This is a genomic window from Variovorax sp. OK605 (assembly GCF_900115445.1).
GTDB lineage: Bacteria > Pseudomonadota > Gammaproteobacteria > Burkholderiales > Burkholderiaceae_C > Variovorax.
Window position 1 is genome coordinate 485460 of the sequence record NZ_FOWL01000005.1, and the last position, 18220, is coordinate 503679.

At 70.0% G+C, this 18220-nt stretch carries 13 protein-coding genes and 1 pseudogene; 12 read left to right on the forward strand and 2 right to left on the reverse strand.

Features of this window, described 5'->3' with window-relative positions:
• Positions 1-2 precede the first annotated feature (2 nt).
• The 8 genes from treS to BM013_RS16580 all read left to right on the forward strand — a co-directional run bounded on the left by treS (position 3) and on the right by BM013_RS16580 (position 16103).
• On the forward strand, positions 3-3344 hold the full coding sequence (gene treS, locus BM013_RS16545) for a maltose alpha-D-glucosyltransferase (RefSeq protein ID WP_093128696.1): 3342 nt from the start codon (positions 3-5) through the stop codon (positions 3342-3344).
• 50 nt (positions 3345-3394) lie between these two features.
• Entirely contained in the window at positions 3395-4159 is a 765-nt protein-coding gene (locus BM013_RS16550) for a mechanosensitive ion channel family protein (RefSeq protein ID WP_093128697.1), read from the forward strand.
• A 60-nt stretch (positions 4160-4219) separates the two neighbouring features.
• Positions 4220-6382 (forward strand): glycogen debranching protein GlgX, encoded by a 2163-nt coding sequence (glgX, locus tag BM013_RS16555; RefSeq protein WP_093128698.1) that lies wholly within the window; start codon positions 4220-4222, stop codon positions 6380-6382.
• 5 nt (positions 6383-6387) lie between these two features.
• On the forward strand, positions 6388-8304 hold the full coding sequence (treZ, locus tag BM013_RS16560; RefSeq protein ID WP_256221529.1) for a malto-oligosyltrehalose trehalohydrolase: 1917 nt from the start codon (positions 6388-6390) through the stop codon (positions 8302-8304).
• Complete coding sequence (locus BM013_RS16565; protein ID WP_256221530.1) at positions 8297-13507, forward strand: malto-oligosyltrehalose synthase; 5211 nt, start codon at positions 8297-8299, stop codon at positions 13505-13507. The genes treZ and BM013_RS16565 overlap by 8 nt, the downstream gene beginning before the upstream one ends.
• A 120-nt stretch (positions 13508-13627) precedes the next feature.
• Positions 13628-13951 carry a hypothetical protein gene (locus tag BM013_RS16570; RefSeq protein ID WP_093128699.1) on the forward strand — a complete coding sequence of 108 codons (324 nt, stop codon included), beginning with the start codon at positions 13628-13630 and terminating at the stop codon, positions 13949-13951.
• A 162-nt stretch (positions 13952-14113) separates the two neighbouring features.
• Positions 14114-15328, forward strand: a complete 1215-nt coding sequence (locus tag BM013_RS16575) for a DUF3182 family protein (protein ID WP_093128700.1) — start codon at positions 14114-14116, stop codon at positions 15326-15328.
• Positions 15312-16103 carry an alpha/beta hydrolase family protein gene (locus BM013_RS16580; protein WP_093128701.1) on the forward strand — a complete coding sequence of 264 codons (792 nt, stop codon included), beginning with the start codon at positions 15312-15314 and terminating at the stop codon, positions 16101-16103. Before BM013_RS16575 ends, BM013_RS16580 begins: the two co-directional genes overlap by 17 nt.
• Positions 16104-16119: 16 nt before the next feature.
• Here the strand turns inward: BM013_RS16580 and BM013_RS16585 are convergent, their stop codons facing one another.
• Positions 16120-16326 carry a hypothetical protein gene (locus BM013_RS16585; protein ID WP_093128702.1) on the reverse strand — a complete coding sequence of 69 codons (207 nt, stop codon included), beginning with the start codon at positions 16324-16326 and terminating at the stop codon, positions 16120-16122.
• 194 nt (positions 16327-16520) lie between these two features.
• On the opposite strand from BM013_RS16585, the gene BM013_RS16590 reads away from it, so the two are divergent.
• Complete coding sequence (locus BM013_RS16590) at positions 16521-16772, forward strand: hypothetical protein (protein ID WP_093128703.1); 252 nt, start codon at positions 16521-16523, stop codon at positions 16770-16772.
• A 17-nt stretch (positions 16773-16789) separates the two neighbouring features.
• On the opposite strand, the gene BM013_RS16595 is transcribed toward BM013_RS16590, so the two are convergent.
• Positions 16790-17035 (reverse strand): hypothetical protein, encoded by a 246-nt coding sequence (locus tag BM013_RS16595; protein ID WP_093128704.1) that lies wholly within the window; start codon positions 17033-17035, stop codon positions 16790-16792.
• A 147-nt stretch (positions 17036-17182) separates the two neighbouring features.
• On the opposite strand from BM013_RS16595, the gene BM013_RS16600 reads away from it, so the two are divergent.
• The 3 genes and pseudogenes from BM013_RS16600 to BM013_RS16610 all read left to right on the forward strand — a co-directional run.
• Complete coding sequence (locus tag BM013_RS16600; protein ID WP_093128705.1) at positions 17183-17455, forward strand: hypothetical protein; 273 nt, start codon at positions 17183-17185, stop codon at positions 17453-17455.
• A 7-nt stretch (positions 17456-17462) separates the two neighbouring features.
• Positions 17463-17609, forward strand: a pseudogene (locus tag BM013_RS40510) (ShlB/FhaC/HecB family hemolysin secretion/activation protein); the annotation flags it as partial.
• Between the two features lie 252 nt (positions 17610-17861).
• Positions 17862-18220 (forward strand): ESPR-type extended signal peptide-containing protein (locus BM013_RS16610; RefSeq protein ID WP_143098281.1); only part of this gene is annotated, 359 nt, incomplete at its 3' end.

Genomic DNA, 18220 nt, shown 5'->3' on the forward strand with positions numbered 1-18220 from the left:
CCATGAATGCACCCGTTTCACACATCGCGCTAGAAACCGTCGAGATCGACAACAGCGACGATCCGCTGTGGTACCGCGACGCGGTGATCTACCAGCTCAACGTCAAGGCCTTCTTCGACTCCAACAACGACGGCATGGGCGACTTCCAGGGCGTCACGGCCAAGCTCGACTACGTGAAGGAGCTGGGGGTCAACACCATCTGGCTGATGCCGTTCTACCCCTCGCCGCTGCGCGACGACGGCTACGACATCTCCGAGTACGAGGACGTGCATCCGCAGTACGGCACGCTGGACGACTTCCGCGAGATGCTGTCCGAGGCGCACAAGCGGGGCCTGCGCGTGATCACCGAGCTGGTCATCAACCACACCTCCAGCGAGCACCCGTGGTTCAAGGCCGCGCGGCTCGCGCCGCCCGGCTCGCCCGAGCGCAACTTCTACGTGTGGAGCGACACCGACCAGATCTACCAGGGCACGCGGATCATCTTCACCGACACCGAGACGTCGAACTGGACCTGGGACCCGGTGGCCAAGCAGTATTTCTGGCACCGCTTCTTCAGCCACCAGCCCGACCTGAACTTCGACAACCCGGCGGTGATGGAAGCCATCCTGAAGACCATGCGCTTCTGGCTGGACATGGGCGTGGACGGCTTCCGGCTGGACGCCATTCCCTACCTGGTGGAGCGCGACGGCACCAGCAACGAGAACCTGCCCGAGACGCACGCGGTGATCAAGCGGCTGCGCGCGGCCATCGACGCGCAGTACAAGAACCGCTTCCTGCTGGCCGAGGCCAACATGTGGCCCGAGGACGTGCGCGAGTACTTCGGCGACGGCGACGAGTGCCACATGGCGTACCACTTCCCGCTGATGCCGCGCATGTACATGGCCATCGCGCAGGAAGACCGGCACCCGATCGTGGAGATCATGGCGCAGACGCCCGACATTCCCGAGGGCTGCCAGTGGGCCATCTTCCTGCGCAACCACGACGAGCTCACGCTCGAGATGGTGACCAGCAAGGAGCGCGACTACATGTACGCCATGTACGCGGCCGACACGCGTGCGCGCATCAACCTGGGCATCCGCCGCCGGCTGGCGCCGCTGATGGAGAACGACCTCGACCGCGTGAAGCTCATGAACGGCATGCTGCTGTCGATGCCGGGCTCGCCCATCATCTACTACGGCGACGAGATCGGCATGGGCGACAACGTGTTCGTGGGCGACCGCAACGGCGTGCGCACGCCCATGCAGTGGAGCCCCGACCGCAATGCCGGCTTCTCGCGCAGCGACCCGCAGCGCCTGTACCTGCAGCCCATCATGGACGCGATGTACGGCTACGAGGCGCTGAACGTGGAGACGCAGGCGCGCGACGCGAGCTCGCTGCTGAACTGGACCAAGCGCATGCTGGCCGTGCGCAAGACCAGCCACGCCTTCGGGCGCGGCAAGCGGCGCTTCCTGAAGCCGGGCAACCGCAAGATCCTGGCGTACCTGAGCGAGCACGACGGCGACGTGATCCTGACCGTGTTCAACCTCTCGCGCGCGGCGCAGCCGGTGGAGCTCGACCTGTCGGAGTTCAAGGGGCGCGTGCCCATCGAGATGCTGGGACGCTCGGCGTTCCCGCCCATCGGCGAGCTGCCGTACCTGCTCACGCTGGCCTCGTACGGCTTCTACTGGTTCAAGCTCACGGCCGAGGCCGACGCGCCGAGCTGGCACGACCAGGGCGTGGCGCTGCAGGAGTGGCCCACGCTGGTGCTGTTCGACGGCTGGACCAGCTTCTTCCGCGACCGCGTGATGCCGTGGCGCATGGGCATGGCCGAGCGCATGCGCAACCAGTTCGAGCTGGACACGCTGCCGCGCCACATCGAGATCCAGCGCTGGTACGCCTCCAAGGGCACGCCGATCGAGCGCGCGCGCATGGTCGACCACGCGGTGTGGGAGGCCAACGGCCTGAGCTGGATGCTGCCGCTGCTCGAGCTCGACGGCCCGCCCGGCGGCGCCACCTACTTCATGCCGCTGGCGCTGGCCTGGGAAGAGCGCGACGAGGAACGCATGGCCGGCGTGGCGCAGGCCGCGCTCGCCAAGGTGCGCCAGCAGGCGCAGGTGGGCCTGATGGGCGACGCTTTCTACGACGAGGCCTTCTGCCGCGAGCTGGTGCGCGCCATCGGCCAGGGCGTCGAGGTGGCCACGGGCAAGGGCAGGCTGGTCTTCAAGCCCACCGCCGCGTTCGCGGCGCTGGCCGTGGACATCGACGCGCTGCCCGTGGGCCGGCCCAGCGGCGTGAGCAGCAACACGGCCGTGACGTTGGACGAAACGCTGTTCCTCAAGGGCTACCGCCACGTGCGCGAGGGCATCAACCCCGAGCTGGAGATGGGCCGCTTCCTGACCGAGGTGGCCTATGCCAACTGCGTGCCGGTGCTGGGCGCGCTCGAATACATCGCCGACGACGGGCGCACCATGACGCTGGCCATGGTGCAGAGCTACGTGGCCAACCAGGGCGACGGCTGGGACTACACCATGGGCTACCTCGAGCGCTTCCTGCGCGACGTGGCCACCACCGACGGCGCCACCGACGCGCCCGACGTGCTCGCGGTGCACGGCGGTTTCCTCGCGCTGATGGCCACGCTGGGCCGGCGCACCGCCGAGCTGCACCGCGCGCTGGCCACCCGCACCGGCGCGGCCGCCTTCGACCCCGAGCCGCTGGCGGCCGCCGACGTGGCGGGCTACCGCACGCACGCCGCGCAGGACGCCACGGCCACCATGGCGCTGTTGCGCGAGCGCATCGACGTGCTGCCGCCCGGCGCGCAGGCCGATGCCAACACCCTGCTGGCCGCGGCCGAGTCGCTGCAGGCCAACATCGCACAGCGCCGTTTCGTGGGCGAGGGCGGCGGCGGGGCGGCACTGAAGAGCCGCTACCACGGCGACTACCACCTGGGCCAGGTGCTGGTGAAGGACAACGACTTCGTCATCATCGACTTCGAGGGCGAGCCCGCGCGCAGCTTCGAGGAGCGCCGCGCCAAGAGCTCGCCGCTGCGCGACGTGGCGGGCATGCTGCGCTCGTTCAACTACGCGCGCTGGTCGGCGCTGCGCCGCGTGGCGCAAAGCCCCGAGGAGGCCGAGAAGCTCGCGCCGCCCGCCATCGCCTGGGAGCGCGCCACGCGGGAGGCCTTCCTGAAGGGCTACGCCGAAGCGCTGGCCGCGCCCGACGGCGCGCCGATCGACGCCGAGCTGCTTTCGCTGTTCGAGCTGGAGAAGGCGCTCTACGAGCTGCGCTACGAACTCAACAACCGCACCGACTGGGTGCAGGTGCCGCTGCATGGCGTGCTTGCGCTCGTCGGCACGCCGCAGGGCTGACGCGCCCGATCCGAAGACCCGAAGCCTCTCACCCCCGGAAGACACTCATCATGGAAAACTTCGGCATTCACCTGGAGCCGCTGCGCGCCATCCTGTATCAGGTGGGCGCGTTCATTCCGCGCCTGCTGGTCGCGGTGGTGGTCGTGGTGGTCGGCTGGCTCATCGCCAAGGCGGTGCGCTTCGCGGTGACCCGGGCGCTGCGCGCCATCAACTTCAACGTGCTGACCGAGCGCGCCGGGCTGGACAACTTCCTGCGCCAGGGCGGCTGGGCGGGTGACACCTGCAGCCTGTTCGGCGTGCTGGCGTACTGGCTGGTGATACTGGCGTCGCTGCTCATCGCCTTCAACGGCATGGGGCTGAGCTACATCGCCGACCTGCTGGGGCGCATCGTGTGGTTCGTGCCCAACGTGTTCGTGGCGCTGCTGGTGCTGGCCTTCGGCTCCTACTTCGCGCGCTTCGTGGGCGAGGCGGTAGGCAGCTACTTTCGCAGCGTCAAGGTGCACGACGCCATGCTTTTCGCGAAGGTGGCGCAGTACGCGGTGATGGCCTTCGTGATCCTCATCGCGCTCGACCAGATCAAGGTGGGCGGCGACATCGTGCGCGAAAGCTTCCTGGTGATCCTGGCGGGCGTGGTTTTTGCGTTGGCCCTGGCATTCGGCCTGGCTGGCAAGGACTGGGCGAAGGCGCAGATCGAACGCTGGTGGCCGCGGCAGGCGGTGGTGAAGGACGCGAAGACCGTGAAAGACACACCCTCCGTCACCACGGTGGGCACGACCAACCCGCCGCCACGCTACGACGACCGGCCGCCGCGCTGAACCTTGCCTGTCCCCGCATTGCCTGCTTGCCCGCTTGCTTGAGTCAGCCCCGGCCACTGAATGACACGAAAAACCAATCCAACGATCACGGCCGTCTGGCCCGGCAAGCCTTACCCGCGCGGCGCCACCTGGGACGGGGAGGGCGTCAACTTCGCGCTGTTCTCCCTGCACGCCCAGAAAGTGGAGCTGTGCCTGTTCGACGAGCGCGGCCGCCACGAGCTGCAGCGCATCGTGCTGCGCGAGCGCACCGACGGCGTGTGGCACTGCTACCTGCCCGAGGCGCGCCCCGGCCAGGCCTACGGCTACCGCGTGCACGGCCCCTACAAGCCCGAGGAGGGCCACCGCTTCAACCCGAACAAGCTGTTGGTCGACCCCTACGCCAAGGACCTGGTGGGCCAGTTGCGCTGGGGCGACGCGCTGTACGGCTACACCGTGGGCGGCAAGCGCGAAGACCTGTCGTTCGACCGCCGCGACAGCGCGCCGCTGATGCCCAAGGGCCGCGTGCTCGAAACCGCCTTCACCTGGGGCGACGACCGCCGCCCCTCGGTGCCGCGGCAGGACATGGTGATCTACGAGATGCACGTGCGCGGCTTCACCATGAACCACCCCGACGTGCCGCCCGAGCTGCGCGGCACCTACGCCGGGCTGGGGTGCGCGCCGGTGGTCGACTACCTGAAGCGCCTGGGCGTGACCACCGTGGAGCTGCTGCCGGTGCACAGCTTCCTGAACGACCGCCACCTGGCCGAGAAGGGCCTGCAGAACTACTGGGGCTACAACACGCTGGCCTTCTTCGCCCCCGAGACGCGCTACAGCGCCTCGGGCAAGGTGAAGGAGTTCAAGACCATGGTGAAGACGCTGCATTCGGCGGGCATCGAAGTGATCCTGGACGTGGTCTACAACCACACCTGCGAGGGCAACCAGCTCGGGCCCACGCTGTCGATGCGCGGGGTGGACAACGCCTCGTACTACATCGTGAACGCCGACAACCGGCGCTACTACGACGACTTCACCGGCTGCGGCAACACCGTGAACCTGGAGCATCCGCACGCGCTGCAGCTGGTGATGGACTCGCTGCGCTACTGGGCCGAGGAGATGCACGTCGACGGCTTCCGCTTCGACCTGGCCTCGGCGCTGGCGCGCGAGAGCGGCAAGGTGGAAAACCTGGGCGGCTTCTTCGACGCGATCCGCCAGGACCCCACGCTCAACCGCGTGAAGCTCATCGCCGAGCCCTGGGACCTGGGCCATGGCGGCTACCAGGTCGGCAACTTTCCGCTGGGCTGGGCCGAGTGGAACGACCAGTACCGCGACGGCATGCGCGGCTTCTGGAAGGGCGACGGCGGGCTCATCGGCGAGGTGGCCAAGCGCGTCACCGGGTCTGAGGACCTGTACGGCTGGTCGGGCAAGCAGCCCGGCGCGAGCATCAACTTCGTGACCGCGCACGACGGCTTCACGCTGCACGACCTGGTGTCGTACAACGACAAGCACAACGAGGCCAACGGCGAGGACAACCGCGACGGCAACAGCCACAACGTGTCGTGGAACTGCGGCGTGGAAGGCCCCACCGACGACCCCGAGGTGGTGACCCTGCGCGAGCGGCAGAAGCGCAACCTGCTGGCCACGCTGCTGCTGTCGCAGGGCGTGCCCATGCTGCTGGCCGGCGACGAGCGAGGCCACACGCAGCAGGGCAACAACAACGTCTACTGCCAGGACAACGAGCTGGGCTGGCTCGACTGGTCGGCCACGCCCGAGCGGCTGGCGCTGACCACCTTCGTCGAGCGCATGGTCGCGCTGCGCCGCGCGCACCCGTCGTTTCGCCGGCGCACCTTCTTCGCGGGCAAGCCGGCCGCGGGCGAGACCGTGACCGACGTGCACTGGCTCAAGCCCGACGGGCAGGAGATGCGCACCGAGGACTGGAACGACGCCAATGCGCGCTGCATGGCCATGTACATCCCCGGCGGCGGCATTGCCGACCGCGGGCCGCGCGGAGAGACGCAGCACGACGACGACTTCCTGCTGTTGCTGAACGCGCACCACGACCAGATCGACTTCACGCTGCCCGTGATGCGGCACGGCGCGTGGCGCCTGCTGGTGGACACCGCGAGCACCACGCCGCCGCCCACCACCGATGACGCCGCCGCGCTCGCGCCGGCCTGGGCCGAGCCGGCGTACCCGCTGCAATGCCGCTCGCTCGTGGTGCTGAGCCGGCCCGACGTCAGGCCGTGATCCCGATGACCCACATGAACAACATGAACTCCACCGCGCAACACCACGCGCACGGCATGCCCTTCGGCGCCACCGCGCACGACACCGGCGTGGCCTTCGCGCTCTGGGCGCCGTCGCAAGCCGAGGTGCGGCTCGAGCACCGAGCGCCGGGCGCACAGAACGCCACGCATGCCATGTCGCGCGACGCCGACGGCTGGCACCGGCTCGACCTCACCGGCGCCGTGGCTGGCGACGGCTACCGCTTTCACCTGCCCGACGGCACGGCCGTGCCCGACCCGGCCTCGCGCTTCAACCCCGAGGACGTGCATGGCCCGAGCGTGGTGATCGACCCGCGCCGCTTCGCCTGGCGCGACACCGCATGGCGCGGCCGGCCGTGGGAAGAAGCCGTGGTGTACGAGCTGCACGTGGGCGCGTTCACCGCCGAAGGCACCTTCAACGCCGCGCGCGAGCGGCTGGGCGAACTGGCCGAACTGGGCGTGACGGCCGTGGAACTCATGCCGCTCGCGGACTTTCCGGGCCGGCGCAACTGGGGCTACGACGGCGTGCTGCAGTTCGCGCCCGATGCGTCCTACGGCACGCCCGACGAGCTGAAGGCGCTGGTCGATGCCGCGCACGGGCTCGGGCTGATGGTGCTGCTCGACGTGGTCTACAACCACTTCGGGCCCGAGGGCAACTACCTGCACGGTTACTGTCCCGAGTTCTTCAACCCCGCGCACCGCACGCCGTGGGGCTCGGCCATCAACTTCGACGGGCCACTCTCGCGCACGGTGCGCGACTTCTTCGTGCACAACGCGCTCTACTGGATCGAGGAGTTCCGCTTCGACGGGCTGCGCATGGACGCGATTCACGCCATTCGCGACGGCTCGCATCCGCACATCGTGCAGGAGATCCGTGAGGCCGTGCTGGCCGGCCCGGGCCGCGAGCGGCATGTGCACCTGGTGCTGGAGAACGACACCAACCAGGCCTCGATGCTGGCGCGCGACGGTCACGGGTTGCCGGTGGCGGGCACCGCGCAATGGAACGACGACCTGCACCATGCGGTGCACGTGCTGGCCACCGGCGAGCGCGACGGCTACTACGCCGACTACGCCGACAACCCGGTGTGCCGCTTCGCCTGCGCGCTGGCCGAAGGCTTCATCTACCAGGGGCAGCCGTCGGCCTTTCGCAACGGCGAGCGGCGCGGCGAGCCCAGCACGCGGCTGCCGCCGCAGGCCTTCGTGTCGTTTTTGCAGACGCACGACCAGGTGGGCAACCGCGCCTTCGGCGAGCGCATCCATGCGCTGGGCGACCCGGTGCGCGTGCGCGCGGCCATGGCCTGCCTGCTGCTGTCGCCGCACGTGCCGATGCTGTTCATGGGCGACGAGTTCGCCGCGTCCACGCCGTTCCTGTACTTCTGCGACTTCGGGCCCGAGCTGGCCGAGGCGGTGTCGAACGGCCGGCGCTCGGAGTTCGGCGGCTTCGCGGCCTTTGCCGACGAGGCGGCGCGCGCGCGCATTCCCGATCCGAATGCCGAGGCGACCTTTCTCGCCTCCAAGCTCAACTGGCGCGAACGCGGCGCGAGAAAGCACTTCGAGCAGTTCAGCGAAGTGCAACAGCTGCTGGCGTTGCGGCACCGGCTGATCGTGCCGCGCCTGGCGGGCTCGGCCGGCGCGGGCGTCTTCCTGTGCGAGAACGACACGCTGCGCGTGCACTGGGACCTGGGCGCGGGCCGGCTGCACATGCTGGCGCATTTCGGTGCGCAGGCGGCGGAGCCGGTCGCCGCATCGCCGGGCGTGCAGGTGTACAGCCAGGGTGTGCACATGCAAGACCCGCAAGGCACGCAAGGCACGCAGGGCTCGCAAGGCCCGCAGGGGCAGGGCGGCGCGCTGCGGCTGGACAGCGGCGCGGTGCTCGTCACGCTGGAGGACGCGCACGGTGCATGAAGCGGACGAAGAAGTTTTCCGTCGCGACGCCGCCGGCGTGCTCGCATCGCTGTGCGAGCACTTCGGCATTGCCACGGCGTACCACGACGCGTTCGGCATTCGGCGCGAAGCCACGCCACGCAGCCTGCTGGCGCTGCTGGCCGAGTTCGGCGTGCCCATCAATAGCGTGGCCGACGCGCACCGCGCGCTGCAGGCCGTGCACCACACACGCTGGGCCGAGGCGCTGCCGCCCGTGCGCGCGGTGGCCGCGGGCAGCAGCGAGTGGCATGTGCCGCTGCGCCTGCCGCTGTCGACCCGCACGCTGCGCTGGCAACTGACCGACGAGAGCGGCCGCACGCTGCAGGGCGAGGCCGATGCCGGCGCGCTGCACGAAAGCGCGCGCGCCGAGCGCGACGGCGTGCAGCTGTGCGAGCGCGTCCTGCCCATGACCCAGGCGCTGGCGCCCGGCTACCACCGGCTGCACATCGACGGCCTGCCCGGCGAGACGCTGGTGCTGGCCACGCCCGGCCATTGCTACCGGCCGGCCGCCGTGCGCGACGGCGGCCGCGTGTGGGGCCCGGCGGTGCAGCTGTACAGCCTGCGCTCGCCGCGAAACTGGGGCATCGGCGACTTCGGCGATCTCGACGACCTGGTGGTGCGCATGGCCGCGCAGGGCGCCGACATCGTCGGCCTGAACCCGCTGCACGCGCTGTTCGCGGCCAACCCGGCGCATGCCAGCCCGTACAGCCCGTCGTCGCGCCAGCAGCTCAACGTGCTGTACATCGACGTCGAGGCGGTCGACGGCTTTGCCGACTGCGAGCCGGCGCGCCACCTGGTGCGCTCGCCCGCGTTCCAGTCGCGGCTGGCGGCCCTGCGCGCCGAGCCGCTGGTCGACCTGCCCGGCGTGGCGGCGGTGAAGTTCGAGGTGCTCGAGCTGCTGTTCGAGCACTTCCGCGAGTGCCACCTGCCCGAGCTGGCTGCGGCCGACGCGACGGGCCTGGCCTTTCTCGCCTTCGTGGCCGAGCGCGGCGAGGGGCTGCGGCAGCACGCGTTGTTCGAGACGCTGCACGCCCACTTCCTGGCCACCGACCCCGCCATGTGGGGCTGGCCCGTGTGGCCCGAGGCCTGCCGCGACCCCGACTCCGCCGAGGTGACGGCCTTTGCCGTGCAGCATGCGCAGCGCGTGCAGTTCCACCAGTTCCTGCAGTGGCAGGCCGCGCGCCAGCTGGCGCAGGCCTCGGCGCGCTGCGAGGCGGTGGGCATGGGCGTGGGCCTGTACGTGGACCTGGCGGTGTCGGTCGACCGCGCCGGCTCCGACGCCTGGACCGCGCAGCGCGTGCTCGCGGCGGGCGCGAGCATCGGCGCGCCGCCGGACGAGTTCAACCCCGCCGGCCAGAACTGGGGCCTGCCGCCGCTGCGGCCCGACAGCCTGCGCGCCGACGGCTACCGCTTCTTCATCCAGACGCTGCGCTCGGGCATGCAGGGCGCGGGCGCGCTGCGCATCGACCACGTCATGGGGCTCATGCGCCTGTTCTGGATTCCGCCGGGGCGCGGCGCGCACGACGGCGCCTACGTGTACTACCCGCTGGACGAGATGCTGGCCATCGTCGCCATCGAGAGCCATCGCCACCGCTGCATGGTGGTGGGCGAAGACCTGGGCACGGTCGAAGACGCGGTGCGCGAGGCGCTGGCCCGCGCCGACGTGCTCTCCTACCGGCTGCTGTACTTCGAGCGCCTGTCGCCGCACGAAGGCCCGGGCTTCAAGCCACCGCAGGCGTACCCGCCGGCCGCGCTGGTGGCCGTGAGCACGCACGACCTGGCCACCTTCGCGGGCTGGTGGGCCGGCCACGACCTGCGGGTGCGGCTCGAGCTGGGCCTGTTCCCCGACGAGCGCGTGTTCGACAAGCAACTGCTCGACCGCGCGCAGGAACGCATCGAGCTGATGCTGGCGGCGGAGCGCGGCGGCCTGCTGAGCCGCGAGGAAATCGCCGAGGCCGCGGGGCAGGCGCTGCCGTCCGCGCGCATCGTGGAAGCGGTGCACGCCTACCTGGCCGCCGCGCCGTCGGCGCTGATGATGGTGCAGCTCGAAGACGCCGCGGGCGTGGTCGAGCAGGCCAACATGCCCGGCACGGTGAGCGAGCAGCCCAACTGGCGGCGCAAGCTGCCGCTGACGCTGCGCGCGCTGGCCGAGAGCGAGCGCATGGTGAGCCTGGCAGCGCAGCTGCGCGCGGCACGGCCGTCGCCGCGCCTGCGCCGCGACCCGAGCACGCCGCAGGCGCTGCAGGCCCGCGTGCCGCGCGCCACCTACCGGCTGCAGTTCCACAAGGACTTCGGTTTCGACGACGCCATTCGCGTGCTGCCGTACCTGGCCCGCCTGGGCGTGAGCCACGTGTACTGCTCGCCGATCCAGCGGGCCCGCGCGGGCAGCATGCACGGCTACGACGTGGTGGCGCACGACGAGGTGAACCCCGAGCTGGGCGGTGAGGAAGGTTTCGCGCGCTTCGTGCAGGCGCTGCAGGCGCACGGCATGGGCCAGCTGCTGGACATGGTGCCCAACCACATGGGCGTGTTCGGTGCCGACAACGCGTGGTGGATGGACGTGCTGGAGAACGGCCCGGCCTCGCTCTACGCGCAGCACTTCGACATCGACTGGCAGCCGCTGAACGTCGAGCTCACCGGCAAGGTGCTGCTGCCGGTGCTCGGCGGCCACTACGGCGAGGTGCTCGGCCGCGGCGAGCTGGCGGTGCACTTCGAGCCCGAGCAGGGCAGCTTTGCGCTGATGTACTTCGACCACCGCTTTCCGCTGGCGCCCGAGCGCTATCCGGCGGTGCTGGCGCGCGCGCTGGCGCAGCTCGACGCCTCGGCCGACGATGCCGCCAGCCTCGCGAGCATTGCCACCGCCTTCGGCCACCTGCCCGGGCGCGACACGGCCGAGCCCGAGCAGCGCGCCGAGCGGGCGCGCGACAAGGAGCTGCTGAAGGCCCGCCTGGCGCGGCTCGCGCAGCGGCATCCGTCGGTGGCCAAGGCGCTGGCGGCGGCGGTGGCCGAGCTGAACCTGGCCACGCCCGCCGCGCGCGATGCGCTGCATGCGCTGATCGAGGCGCAGGCCTACCGGCTGGCCTACTGGCGCGTGGCGGCGGACGAGATCAACTACCGCCGCTTCTTCGACATCAACGACCTTGCCGCCGTGCGCATGGAGCGCGACGACGTGTTCGAGGCCACGCAGTCCTTCGCGCTCGACCTGGCGGCGGCCGGCACGGTGGACGGCTTGCGCATCGACCACCCCGACGGCCTGTACGACCCCGCGCGCTACTTCGAGAAGCTGCAGCAGGGCTACGCGCGGCGCGCGGGCCTGGTGCTGCCCGCGCACGACGCGCAGGGCCGCCCGGTGCGCCCGCTGTACGTGGTGGCCGAGAAGATCGCGGCCAACGACGAAGAGGTGCCCGAGGGCTGGCACGTGCACGGCACCACCGGCTACCGCTTTGCCAACGTGGCCAACGGCGTGCTGGTCGACACCACGGCCGCCGAGACCATCGGCCATGCGTGGCGCCGCTTCACCGGCGAGACGCAGGGCTTTCATGCGCTCTCGCAGGCCGGGCGGCGCGAGGTGATGCGCAACGCGCTGTCGTCGGAGCTCAACGTGCTGTCGAGCGAGCTGCTGCGCATTGCGCGGGCCGACCGCGGCACGCGCGACTACACCCTCAATGCGCTGCGCCGCGCGCTGGCCGACGTGGCCGCCTGCATGCCGGTGTACCGCACCTACATCGTCGACACGCCCTCGGCGCAGGACGAGCGCTTCATCCGCGAGGCCACCGCCGCCGCCGAGCGCCAGAGCAGCGACGCCGACCGCTCGGTGTTCGGCTTCGTGCGGCGCGCGCTGCGCGGCCAGGCGGTGGACGGCGCACCGCCCGCGCTGGCCGAGCGCGTGCGGCGCTTCGCGGTGCGCTTCCAGCAGTTCAGCGCGCCGGTCACGGCCAAGGGCGTGGAGGACACGGCGTTCTACCGCTACTTTCCGCTGAGCTCGCTCAACGAGGTGGGTGGCGAGCCCGACCGCTTCGGCATCGAGGTGGACGAGTTCCATGCGCTGAGCGCCGACCGCGCGCTGCGCTGGCCGCACACCATGCTGGCGACCTCGACGCACGACAACAAGCGCTCGGAAGACGTGCGCAACCGCATCGACGTGCTCTCCGAGATGCCCAACGAATGGGTGCTGGCACTGACCCGCTGGCACGGCCTGTGCCGCGACACGCGCCGCAAGCTGGAGGCCGACGACGCGCCCTCGCGCGCCGACGAGTACCTGCTGTACCAGACGCTGCTGGGCACGCTGCCGCCGGGCGGGCTCGACGCGGCCAGCGCGCCGGCCTTCACCGAGCGCATCTGGCAGTACATGCAGAAGGCCGCGCGCGAGGCCAAGGCGCGCACGCGCTGGACCCAGCCCGACGCCGAGTACGAGGCCGCGCTCGAGGGCTTCGTGCGCAGCATGCTGGCCAACCTGGAAGACGGCGGCTGCCTGTCGGACGTGCAGAAGCTGGCCGACAGGCTCTCGTGGTTCGGCGCATGGAACGGGCTCACGCTCACGCTGCTGAAGTACGCGTCGCCCGGCGTGCCCGACCTGTACCAGGGCAGCGAGCTGATCGAGCTGAGCCTGGTCGACCCCGACAACCGGCGCCCGGTGGACTACGCGGTGCGGCAGCGCCGGCTCGACGAGCTGCGCGCAATGGCCGAGGGCTCGGCCGGCGATGCGCTGGCGGTGCGGGTGCAGGCGCTGGCCGCCGCGCCGCACGACGGGCGCGCCAAGCTGTGGTTCATCTGGCGGCTGCTGTCGCTGCGGCGCGCACAGCCCGAGCTGTTCGGCGAGGGCAGCTACGAGGGGCTGGCGGCCGAAGGCGCGTTGGCACGGCACGTGGTCGCCTTCGAACGGCGGCTTGGCGACGAGGCGCTGCTGGTGGTGGCGGGGCGCTTGTTTCTCGGCCTTGCGCCGGGGCAGCGCAGCGTGCCGGAACTGCCGGGCGGCGATACGTGGCGCGGCACCGCGGTGCGGCTGCCGGCGGCGTGGGAGGAGGGCACCGTGCTCGAGAACCTGCTGACCGGCGAGCGCGTCACGCTGCGCGGCGGGTTGCTGCCGCTGCACGAGGCGCTGCGGCATGTGCCGTGGGCAGCGCTCAGGCGAGTGAGCATGAGTGTGGGTGTGGGTGTGGGTGTGGGTGCGGGTGTTGCGGCGTGATTTGCTCCTACGCGGACGGGCCGATTTCCTACGCGGTGCGTGGGCGGTGACGGTGACCCTGCACCTTGGTTTTTCCGCTTTCTCCCCGTCCCTTCCCCTTTTGCCTTCCAGGAGCTTTCGATGAAGAAACTTGTTCCCGCGCTGATGTTCGCCAGCCTCATGGCCGCCGGTGCCGCTCATGCCCAGTCGAATCCGCCCGGCGTGGCCGTGCCGCCCAACACACCGGGCGTGGCGACCGGCAAGTCGGAGATGGCGGGTGAAGCCCGCAAGGACCGCCGTGCGCCGGGCATGGTGCGCGCCCCCGCCGGAGACGAGTCGAAGACGCCCGAAGGCGGTGCCGTGGGTGCCGACCGCGCCGCGGCGGCCGGCGAGCGCCGCGCCGAGACGCGCGATGCGCGCCGGCCCGGCAAGCCGAAGCCGGTGCCCGGCGGCACGCCGAAGTGACCCGCTGAAACAAGCCACCACGACAAGCCACCAGGCAAGCACCTGAACAAGCCACAAGACAGGCGCCGAGACAAAGCCACGCATTCAGCGAGTTCGCTGCCACGCCCTTGCCGGTTGGTACGGGCGTGGCGCATGTGCCACCCACGCATGCAGGAGATGCCCATGGAGTCCCTTGTCAGCATCGATGCGCAGGCCAGACACTGCGCCGTGCCGGACGCGTCCGGTGCACTACCGCTTGCAGCCACCGCGCGCGAAGTCACCAGTCCGCGCGGCAGCACCGTGACCTGGAGCGCCGACCCGCAGGCCTACTGCAGCGACCACGAGCGCGCCACGCGGCGCAACTTCGCCGAGCGGCTCGCGGCCCTGAAGGGCCTCGACTTCGCGGGCGAGCATGAGCCGTCGGGCATCTACCTGCGCCCGCTGTACGTGGTGCCGAGCGACACGCTCGCCAGCGCCGGCATTGCGCGGTCGCTGGGCATCGCGTCGCTGCACGACCTGTTCGGCGGCGTGGTGCCGCACGCCTTCGTGGCAACCAAGGCGATCACGCACGGCATTGCGGGGCGCGAGGCCGCGCGGCCGGAGGGTTGGTCGCCGTCGTTCGCGGGGCGTGTGTCGCAGTCGGTGCTCCGTGGTTTTTCGTCGTTCTCGCACGAAGACGCGCGCTGGGCCGGGCGCAGGCTGCTCGAGGCCGGGCCCGTGCGCGTGAAACCGGTGCGCGCCACCGGCGGCCGCGGCCAGCGCGTGGCCGTGAGCGCCGATGCGCTCGACGAATGCCTGGCCGAGATGGACGAAGCCGAGATCGGCGAGCACGGCGTCGTGCTCGAGGAGAACCTCGACCGGCCGGTCACCTTCAGCGTGGGGCAGGTCACCGTCGGCCATTCAACGTTGAGCTACCACGGCCGCCAGCGCCTCACGCGCGACAACGCCGGCGCCGAGGTGTACGGCGGCTCCGACCTCACGCTGGTGCGCGGCGGCTTCGACATGCTGCTGGCCAGCACCGGGCTGCCACCCGACCTGCGGCTTGCCATCGACCAGGCGATGCGCTATCACCAGGCCGTGATCGACTGCTATCCCGGCTTCTTCGCCTCGCGCGTCAACTACGACGTGGCGCAGGGCGTGGGCGCGCGCTGCGCGTGGCGCTCGGGCGTGCTCGAGCAGTCGTGGCGGCTTGGCGGTGCCAGCGGGGCCGAGCTGGTGGCGCTGGAGCACTTCGGTGCCGAACCCGCCTGCTGGTGCGTGCAAGCCTCCACGCACGAGGAATACGGCGAGGGCGTGCTCGCGCCGCCCGGCGCCATCGTTCACTACCAGGGCACCGACAGCCGCGTCGGCCCGCTGACCAAATACGCCTTGCTGACCGCGCATGCCCACCCGACATAACACCATCGACATTCCCGTGGACGGACAGCACATCGACGGCACGCTGGTGGCCGCCTCCAACGTCGTGCCCGGCGTGCTGCTGGTGCACGGCTGGGACGGCAGCCAGGAGCAATACATTGCGCGGGCGCACGAGATCGCGGCGCTGGGCTGCGTGTGCCTGACTTTCGACCTGCGCGGCCATGCGCGGCATGCGGCGCAACGGCTGGAGGTGACACGCGAGGACAACCTGCGCGACGTGCTCGCGGCCTACGACACGCTGGTCGGGCACCCGTCGGTCGACCCGGAATCGATTGCCATCGTGGGCAGCAGCTACGGCGGCTACCTGGCCACGCTGGTGAGCGCGATGCGGCACGTGCGCTGGCTCGCGCTGCGCGCGCCGGCGCTGTACCGCGACCGCGAATGGAACAAGCCCAAGGGGCAACTGAGCCGCTCCGACCTGCTGGCGTACCGGCGCTCGCTGGTGGGGCCGGAGGACAACCGCGCGTTGGCGGCGTGCGCCGCCTTTCGCGGCGACGTGCTCATCGTCGAATCGGAACACGACCAGATCGTGCCGCACCCGGTGATGGCCAACTACCTGGCCGCGTTCAAGCGCGTGCGGTCGGTCACGTACCGCGTGATCTCGGATGCCGACCACGCGCTGTCCAAGCAGATGTGGCGGCAGGCCTACGGCCAGTTGCTGGTGTCGTGGATGACCGAGATGACGCAGGGCGCGCGCTCGGAGGGCGCCCGGTCACCTGGCGCTCTTACAAGGCCTGTGTCGGTGAACCCCGCCTAGCGCGGAGCGGTACCGGTCAGCCCGGCGCGGTATTCGCCTTGTCGCGAATCGCGCTTTTCAGCGCGCGCTGGCCGGCGGACAGCGCCAGCTCGTAGCTCTCCGCGGCGTCGTACGCCTTGCTCAGCACGCGCGGGTGCGTGCCCTTGTCGTCGGTTTCGAGCAGCTGCCAGACAAAAGCACCCGGCAGCGGCTCCTCGATGGTGAGTTCGATGGGATGGGTCATGGCGCCACCTTGGCCCTGCAGGCGCGTCTTGTCTGTAGGCCATGTGCGATGACTCCCGTTTTTCCTACAGCGCGCCGTGTCGCGAACTGACCGGCAACGGCGATGCGGCTGGGTACCCTCGTTGGTCATGGCGCACGAAAGGAGCAGCAGAGATGATCCGTCGACCACGGCAAGGCAATGAGGGAACCGCGGAAATGGCTTCGCGGCTGGGTTGCACATTGGTGGAGGCCGTGCCCCGGCACGGCCATGCGCGGCCTGCGCTGGTGGGGTGCGACCCGGTGCTGTCGCAGCGCATGAAGGCGCTGGGCGCACGCTGGGATTCATTCAACCAGGCGCTGGCCTTCGCGGGCTGGCCGGCGCTGCAGGCGGCGTTGCGCTACGCGCTCGACCAGCAGGGCCGGCCTGTCGCGCCTGTCGCGCAACAGGACCAGCCGCACCCGGGCTGAGCCCACGGTCCAGCGGTCTAGGTTTGTTGCTTGTCCTCGGTCTTGAACAGGCCGCGGACGTTCAGCGCGGCCAGGCAGACCTGCAGCGCAATGAGCGCCCACGCGCTCGTGTGCAGGCCCCACGCCACCCACAGCGCATTGCTCAGAAGGAAGATCCAGAAGCCGGCGTTGCGCCGGCCCTTGGTCGTCGACGCGACGAACCAGGCGGCTGCGAGCGATGCGGCAAACGCCGGCCATTGAATGAGCGAGAGCATGTCTTCCATGCATGCAAACCTAAGCGGTGCGCGCGCGCCGGCGGGTGCTTTCTTGCCGACGCTCGGCGTGGGCCGGGTCTCACAAGGGCGGGCGAGAGCGGGTCGCAGATTGGAGCCAACAAAGCCGGCATCAAGCAATCAAGGAGCCACGCCATCATGGAAGCCAGTACCCCCGCCTTCGAGGAACGCCTCGTCACCTTCAGCTACCGCGGCAGGCTCTTCTTGTGCCGTGCCGAGCGGCTCGACGACCAGACCTACAGACCCGTGGTGATCTGCCGCGGACAGTCTGCGGACCAGGCCGACACCGAACTGCCCGCCGATACCGACAACGCCTCCTACGGCACCGAAGCGGAAGCCTTGCGCCATGCCGAGCAGCAGGCCATGCGCTGGGTGCACGACCGCACCGGCGACGGGCAGGCGCAGGCCTGACCGCGCCACCGCCTCCAACAGCCAGTACCACCAAAGCGTGGACGGCCTGAAACAGGACTACGTCTACGCCGGCAAGACCAACAACGCCGAGGTCGAGTTCTCGCGCCTGACCTATCGCGACCAGCACCGCAAGACCAAGGTGGCCGTTAAGGGCGCGCCTTGGGCGTGGGCAGGTTAAGCCGATTCAGCGAATTTCAGAATTCTTAACAAATGTTGATGACTGGATTTAATCTAGTGAAATTAATCCATAGGCGTTAGTTTTATTGATTGCTGGCTATTTCGCGATCAAAAAGCGTGCAGAAGTTCCTTGAAAGCTGATGCTGCTCTTTCATAATCCCGCTCCCGCGGCTTTCGTTTTGTCACAAATGCAGTCGCGAGGTGACAACTAAGAGGGAGCTGGAAAAATATGAATCGGCATTTGCACCGCGTCGTCTTCAACGCGGCCAGAGGCATGCGCATGGTGGTCCAGGAGACCGCGACGAGCGCTGGCAAGGGCGCGAGCAGGGCCACTGCCGCAGCGGGTGCGGTGGCCTTCGCCGGGATGCTGATGGCGGCATCGGCGCATGCGCAGATCGTCGGCGCGCCCAACGTGCCGGGCAACCTTCGCCCGACCGTGCTGATGGCGCCCAACGGCGTGCCGATGGTCAACATCCAGACGCCATCGGCGGCTGGCGTCTCGCGCAACGTCTACAACCAGTTCAACGTAGGCGCGAACGGCGCCATCTTGAACAACAGCCGCGCCAACGTGCAGACGCAGTTGGGTGG